The sequence below is a fragment of the Vibrio sp. 1F255 genome, from assembly GCF_041439145.1.
GTDB classification, from domain to species: Bacteria; Pseudomonadota; Gammaproteobacteria; order Enterobacterales; family Vibrionaceae; genus Vibrio; species Vibrio crassostreae_C.
In genome coordinates this window covers 1-6,306 of sequence record NZ_JBGONQ010000066.1, presented here as the reverse complement: position 1 = coordinate 6,306, position 6,306 = coordinate 1, and the positions used below count along the sequence as shown (strand labels likewise).

Annotated in this window: 5 protein-coding genes and 1 pseudogene; 5 read left to right on the top strand and 1 reads right to left on the bottom strand. The window is 39.1% G+C overall.

Annotation, left to right across the window (positions count from 1 at the left end; translation table 11 throughout):
- Nucleotides 1-193: 193 nt before the first annotated feature.
- Complete coding sequence (locus ACED41_RS21300) at nucleotides 194-1,207, bottom strand: AraC family transcriptional regulator (RefSeq protein ID WP_371725647.1); 1,014 nt, start codon at nucleotides 1,205-1,207, stop codon at nucleotides 194-196.
- A 135-nt stretch (nucleotides 1,208-1,342) separates the two neighbouring features.
- On the opposite strand from ACED41_RS21300, the gene ACED41_RS21295 reads away from it, so the two are divergent.
- The 5 genes and pseudogenes from ACED41_RS21295 to ACED41_RS21275 form a co-directional block, all read left to right on the top strand.
- Complete coding sequence (locus ACED41_RS21295; protein ID WP_371725646.1) at nucleotides 1,343-3,100, top strand: amidohydrolase family protein; 1,758 nt, start codon at nucleotides 1,343-1,345, stop codon at nucleotides 3,098-3,100.
- Nucleotides 3,101-3,171: 71 nt separating this feature from the next.
- Nucleotides 3,172-4,710 carry an arylsulfatase gene (locus tag ACED41_RS21290; RefSeq protein ID WP_371725648.1) on the top strand — a complete coding sequence of 513 codons (1,539 nt, stop codon included), beginning with the start codon at nucleotides 3,172-3,174 and terminating at the stop codon, nucleotides 4,708-4,710.
- A 51-nt stretch (nucleotides 4,711-4,761) separates the two neighbouring features.
- Nucleotides 4,762-5,706, top strand: coding sequence for a transporter (locus tag ACED41_RS21285; RefSeq protein ID WP_371725645.1), 945 nt, complete (start codon nucleotides 4,762-4,764; stop codon nucleotides 5,704-5,706).
- 120 nt (nucleotides 5,707-5,826) lie between these two features.
- The gene (locus ACED41_RS21280) at nucleotides 5,827-6,096 is read left to right on the top strand and encodes a hypothetical protein (RefSeq protein WP_371725644.1); all 270 of its coding nucleotides are present in this window, start codon (nucleotides 5,827-5,829) and stop codon (nucleotides 6,094-6,096) included.
- Nucleotides 6,097-6,125: 29 nt separating this feature from the next.
- Nucleotides 6,126-6,254: pseudogene (locus ACED41_RS21275) on the top strand (IS5/IS1182 family transposase); the annotation flags it as partial.
- Between the last annotated feature and the right edge of the window lie 52 nt (nucleotides 6,255-6,306).

The window sequence follows — 6,306 nt, the reverse complement described above, 5'->3', positions numbered from 1 at the left end:
CATTACGTTAGACGGAATTTACGCTGAGCTTAGTGCTTAAGGTTCTGTCTATGATAGGTTCTTGATTTAGTTCCACGGAACTATGCAACAAAGCTTTATTTAGTTGGAAATATTATAAGGTATTTGTTCAAAACTATTTCTAGTATTGTATTTATACATAAGTGGCATAGTGACGATAGAAGTCCTGATATTACTATAATCGGTTTGAGGCTTGCTGACGCCATTTTAAAGGTGAGCTCCCATACGTATTTTTGAATGCTTTACTAAACCCACTCACATTTCTGTAACCTAATAATTCTGACAGTAATGTAATATCAATTCTGCTGGACTCTAAATACCATCGAGCTGCACTTATACGTACATCCTTGAGTAATTTCTGAAAATTCGTGTCGTGTATTTCTAATCGCCTTTGCAAAGTTCGTGGGCTCATATTAAGCATGTGTGCTATATCATTGATATTGGCACTATGTAATCCCATTGTTTGCAAAACTAGAGTTCGAACTTTGCGTTCTATGTTATCCCCTGATTGAAAAATTAGCAGGTCTAAATACTGTTCATAATGGCGCTTATGTTTGGATAAAGTTGCTTGTAAGGGGGTATATAAGTAGTCACGGCTAAAAATAAGGCGATCATGCTCTTGATTGAAGACAACTGAACACCCAAAATATTTTTGATATTTGGAACTTATGGACAAAGGTGTATGGGAAAATTCTAATCTTTCTATTTTTAATGATGAACCTATTAGATTTTTTAACAAATTTAAGCATACACCCAAAGATAGTTCTTTATATTGTTTTGCGTAGCTAACATCTTGAGATATTTGATAGCGTTCTATATAAGCCAAATGTTCAAATTCTTTTAATATCCAATATTCTCCAAGACTATGGATAGCCATATAACGCTGTGCATTATCTAAAGCCTCTTGTACCGTTTCACTAGCTTGAATTATAAGGCTTATAGGTCCAAGTACTTCAATTCCCTGATTTTTCGCTAACTTTAAACCAAAATCTTTACAATTAAGCTGCTGAGATGCTAGCTCAAGTAAGTTAATCATGCTAGCAAAGTCTATTAAGCTTTCAGGATTGAGCAGATCTTGCGTAGTCAAATTACATTGAACAAGTAAAGAATTAAGGTCGCCTCCTAACTCTTTAATTAGGTGTTCTATACCAGACAATGAAGCGCTTCGGATTGAGTAGTATTGTTGCATAAAAGACCTATTTTAAATTGGTATGACCAAGTAATTACTAACTTGTCGCTAAATGATAAGAAACAAAACTAGAGATGTTATAATTTAGTTAATACAAAGTTGCAAATAAAATTTCAATTCGAGGGTTATATATCTATGTATGATACAGTTATTAAGGGAGGCCGTTATTTTGACGGCACAGGTGAAGCTTCTTCGATCAAAAACATTGCAATAAGAAACGGAAAGATTGCCTTGGTATCCAACACTGCTATTGATGAGAGTGGTTGTATGAATGTTATTGATGCCAATGGTAAGTGGGTGATGCCAGGTTTTATCGATACCCATACCCATTATGATGCGGAACTGCTTATTAGTCCAAGCCTGTCTGAATCGGTGCGCCATGGCGTAACAACAGTACTTGTTGGCAGTTGCTCGTTAAGCATGGTCTGTAGTGAATATGAAGATGCCTCCGATATTTTTACCCGGGTTGAAACCGTCCCTCGCGAGAAAGTGTTGCCCATTTTAAAGCAATATAAAACATGGAGTACGCCTAGACAATGGGTCGAATTTGTTCAGCAACACCCTCTTGGACCAAATGTTGTAAGCCTGCTTGGTCACAGTGATTTACGTGTAGGTGTCATGGGGCTTAGCCGAGCAACAGATCTAAACGTCACTCCTACTGAAACCGAAATGCGAAAAATGGAAAGCTTACTTAAAGAGTCACTTGACGTAGGTTTTCTTGGCTTGTCGACTATGTGCCTTAAGTGGGACAAAATTGATGGCGACCGTGAATGGTCAAAAAGTTTACCCAGTACTTATGCAAAATGGAAAGAGATCTCTCGCCTCAATAACCTAGTGCGTGAATATGGACGAGTGCATCAAGGAGCGCCGAATGCCGCAGCCATATTACAAATAAATCAATATATGCGTGAATGTATGGGCATTTTTAAAAAGCGCCTTAAAACGACGCTAATTAGCCGAATGGATCTTAAGGGCAGTGTTTATTTAAGTAAAATTACAAACCTTGCCGCTAGAGTGACCAATTTATTTAATGGCGATTTTCGTTGGCAGGTGCTGCCCTCGCCTTTTACAGTCTATGCTGATGGTATTGATGTCGTCTTTTTTGAAGAGTTTGGTGCTGGTGAACTGGCACTTGATTTAAAAGATAAAATTGCTCGCAACGAGCTCCTAAAAGATGAAACTTACCGCCGTGAGTTTAGAAAGTTCTATGGCGAAAAACTCAGTCCCCGTGTATGGCAACGTGACTTTGGCGACGCGATTATACTTGCTTGTCCTGATGAATCGATTGTTGGTAAAAACTTTGCTGATGTTGCCGCTAGCAAGCAGATCCATGTTGTGGATCTTTTCCTCGACCTAGTTGTGCAATATGGTACCGATCTTCGTTGGTACACCACAGTTGCCAACCATCGTAAAGACGTGCTTAAGAATATGGTTAAAGATAAGAAGTCACTGATCACCTTTAGTGATGCAGGTGCGCATATCCGTAATATGGCTTTTTATAACTTACCGCTACGTATGCTTAAGTTAGTTAGTGAAAGCATTGATGAAAGCCAAAATCAGCCAACTAAAAATAGCCAAGCGATTATGACGATGGAGCAAGCTGTGTTTCGGATGACGGGCGATCAAGCGCAGTGGTTCAATATTGATGCTGGTCGTATTCGTATTGGTGATAGAGCCGACGTCGTGGTGTTAAATCCCGCTAAATTTAATCAAAATCTCGAGCAAGTCAGCTGGGCTGATATGGAAAACTTTGGTTTACAACGCCTTGTAAACCGTAATCCGGGCTTAATCGAGCAAGTATTCATTAACGGAAAGCTCGCCTGCGAATTCGATAAAATAACCCCTGAACTTGGGAAAAGCATGGGTTTTGGGACTTATATTCCGGCGTATTAGCTGCTGCACTTATAGATTAGGTCTAATGACTCTTGTAATGAGTCGATTAATTAACGATATGGATATTTATGATGATAAAAATAATAACTAATTTAGTTATGGGGCTGGGTTTTGCTCTTGGTTCAATAAGCACCTATGCTGCCAGCAAGCCTAATATTGTGGTGATATTTGGTGATGATATCGGTTACGGTAATATCTCAGCTTATAATAACGGTACACTAGGGTATCAAACGCCTAATATCGATAGCATAGCTAATGATGGTGCAATGTTAACCTCATATTATGCTGAGCAATCGTGTACTGCTGGGCGATCAGTATTTATTACTGGCCAAATGCCTGTGCGAACAGGTTTAAGTAAAGTCGGATTGCCAGGAGCAAGCCAAGGTATACAACCCCAGGATATTACTTTAGCTCAGACGTTAAAAGACCTCGGTTATGCAACTGGACAATTTGGTAAAAACCACTTAGGTGACCGTGATGATATGCTACCTACTGAGCATGGTTTTGATGAGTTTATGGGTAATCTTTATCACCTTAACGCCGAAGAAGAACCTGAAAACATTGATTACCCTAAGTCTCCAGAGTTTAAGAAACGCTTTGGCCCGCGGGGTGTAATTCATTCTTTTTCTGATGGCTCAGTTGAAGATACCGGGCCACTCAACAGCAAGCGTATGGAAACGATCGATGACGAAACCCTTGAATCTGCCTATGACTTTATTAGTCGTCAGGTGGAGAGAAAAAAACCATTCTTCTTATGGTATAACACAACTCGCATGCATAATTACACTCACGTGAGTGACGATAACTCTGGTGTTACTGGTTTAGGTGAGTATGCTGACGGCATGGTTGAGCACGATAACCATATTGGTCACCTACTGGCAAAGATCAAGCAACTCGATATTGAAGATAATACAGTGGTGATTTACACCACTGACAACGGTCCAATGAATGCGACCTGGCCAGACGCAGCCACTAGCCCATTTAGAGGGGAAAAAAACACCGGTTGGGAAGGAGGATTTAGAGTTCCAGCGCTTATCAAATGGCCAAATCATATCAATCCAAATTCAAAGTTTAATGGAATAGTCTCGTCTGCCGATTGGTTCCCAACTTTAGTGAGTATTGCTGGTAATAGTGATGTGAAGAACCAATTACTATCAGGTTATAAAGCCAGTAATGGTAAGCAATATAAGAACCATTTAGATGGGTACAACCAACTTGACTATCTAAGTCAGAAAATCGATAAAAGTCCACGTAATCAATTTTTCTACTGGTCTGATGATGGCGAACTACTCGCTATGCGCGATGGTCGTTGGAAGTTTCATTTTAAAATTCAGGAAAGTAAAGGTATTGATGTTTGGACTCAACCACAAAAAACCTTAAGAATTCCCAAACTGTTTGATTTAGCAATTGACCCCTATGAAAAAGGCGATCAAGGCTTTGGCTATGATAATTGGTGGTACAAGAGGGCTTTTGTGTTGATCCCGGCACAAATTAAAGTTAGGCAAATGTTAGCAACCTTTAAAGAGTTTCCTCCAAGACAAGCGCCTGGTAGTTTTGCTGTTGATATTAAGATGAAAGATCTCATAAATATTTCTAATTCTTCGAAATAATATTTTGAGGGTTATTATAATGGTGAAAAAATCCTGAAAAAGGAATATTTTATGAATGTTATTATAAAAAAAACTTTTATCGCATCATTTGCAATGTCGTACTGTTTAGTTATTAACGCTGAAGAGGGGGGGAGCGGTCATTACCAGCCTGGTTCTATTTCTTCTTTCATGGACGGTGTTCCAGCTAAACCTAGCTTCATTACACGCTTAAACCTAATAAGTTACAAAGGGGAATATAAGCCCCAAGTTTCGATCTTAGGTCTAAATAATGCGATTATAAAAGTAGAATCGCAAGCTTTAGCTTTAACAATGGTGTATAGGCCACATTTCGAAATTGGAGAAGGTTGGAGTTACGCTTTTGGTGGAACCATTCCATTTATCAATGTCACTACTAATATAGGGGTGAATGGACAGAGTAATGTGAACATTACAGAGGAGAGTTCGGGTATTGGCGATGTTATATTAGTCCCTGTGATGTTAAAACAAAATATAAACTCTGACTTGAATTTGAACTATCGCGTCAGTATTTATGCTCCTACTGGAGGTTATAAGGAAGGGCAATTAGCTAATACAGGTAAGAATTATTGGACGATTGAACCAACTGTAGGGGCGGTTTATTTTGGTAAAGAAAACGGAATTGAAGCAAGTGTCTACGCTGGCGTTGACTTTAATACTGAAAATCATGAAACCAGCTATCAATCAGGTACCCAAGGACATGTTGAAGCAACCTTTGGGCAAAGCTTTCCATTTTTTGGAGGCTTAGCGAGTGTGGGGGCGACTGGTTTTTATTATCAACAATTAACCGGAGACAGTGGATCTGGTGCTATTTTCGGTGATTTTAAAGCAAAAACAGTAGGGGCTGGGCCGAGGGTTTCTTTTGTTCACAAAACAGAAAGGGGAGGCATTGCGATGGAATTAAAATGGTTCCATGAATTTGAGACAGAAAGGCGTACAAAAGGAGGCACGATTTTTTTAAAAGCATTAGCTAAGTTCTAGTTGCCTTGTTCTGAAATTAAATAGGAGTAAATCAAGTTAATAGTTAATAATTTCTGCAAACCCCTACATTAATTTTTTGATTATCCTGAATAAATATTATCTATCTTAATTTGGTGAATTATGAAAAACATAAAATATATTGCTTTTTCAATCTTTATAATTATGAGTTCTACAGCTATTGCAAAAGGACGAATTACGCCTTCACCCGAATTAGGGGTTTTGAAAGGCGCCGAGGCTGAAGCATTTTACCTTGGTGTTAATGCTGTAATTTGGGGGTATCCAATAGTGTTCTTTGAAGACCTAATTCGTGGTAGAGCACAACCTGACGCACAAGTGAAAACGGCGTTGTTGCTTAAATCAGTTGAACCTTTTCCAAGTCCTGTGATCTGATCCTTTATGGTGGTTAGAACGGTGGTGACATGGGTAAAGCGGAAAAGAAGATAACTAACTGGGCGGAATACAATAAGGCTCTGTGCAAGCGTGGCTCGGTTACGTTCTGGATAGATGATTCAGCCATAGATGCATGGCGATGTACAACCCATCATGGCGTTGTTGCCTAAATCAATTGAACCTTTTTCGAGTCCTGCGATCTGATCCTTT

Bases quoted from the DNA above. Each gene is read 5' to 3' on its own strand.
- ACED41_RS21295 (WP_371725646.1), top strand. From the start codon at position 1,343: ATGTATGATACAGTTATTAAGGGAGGCCGTTATTTTGACGGCACAGGT.
- ACED41_RS21285 (WP_371725645.1), top strand. From the start codon at position 4,762: ATGAATGTTATTATAAAAAAAACTTTTATCGCATCATTTGCAATGTCG.
- ACED41_RS21300 (WP_371725647.1), bottom strand. From the start codon at position 1,207: ATGCAACAATACTACTCAATCCGAAGCGCTTCATTGTCTGGTATAGAA.
- ACED41_RS21290 (WP_371725648.1), top strand. From the start codon at position 3,172: ATGATAAAAATAATAACTAATTTAGTTATGGGGCTGGGTTTTGCTCTT.
- ACED41_RS21280 (WP_371725644.1), top strand. From the start codon at position 5,827: ATGAAAAACATAAAATATATTGCTTTTTCAATCTTTATAATTATGAGT.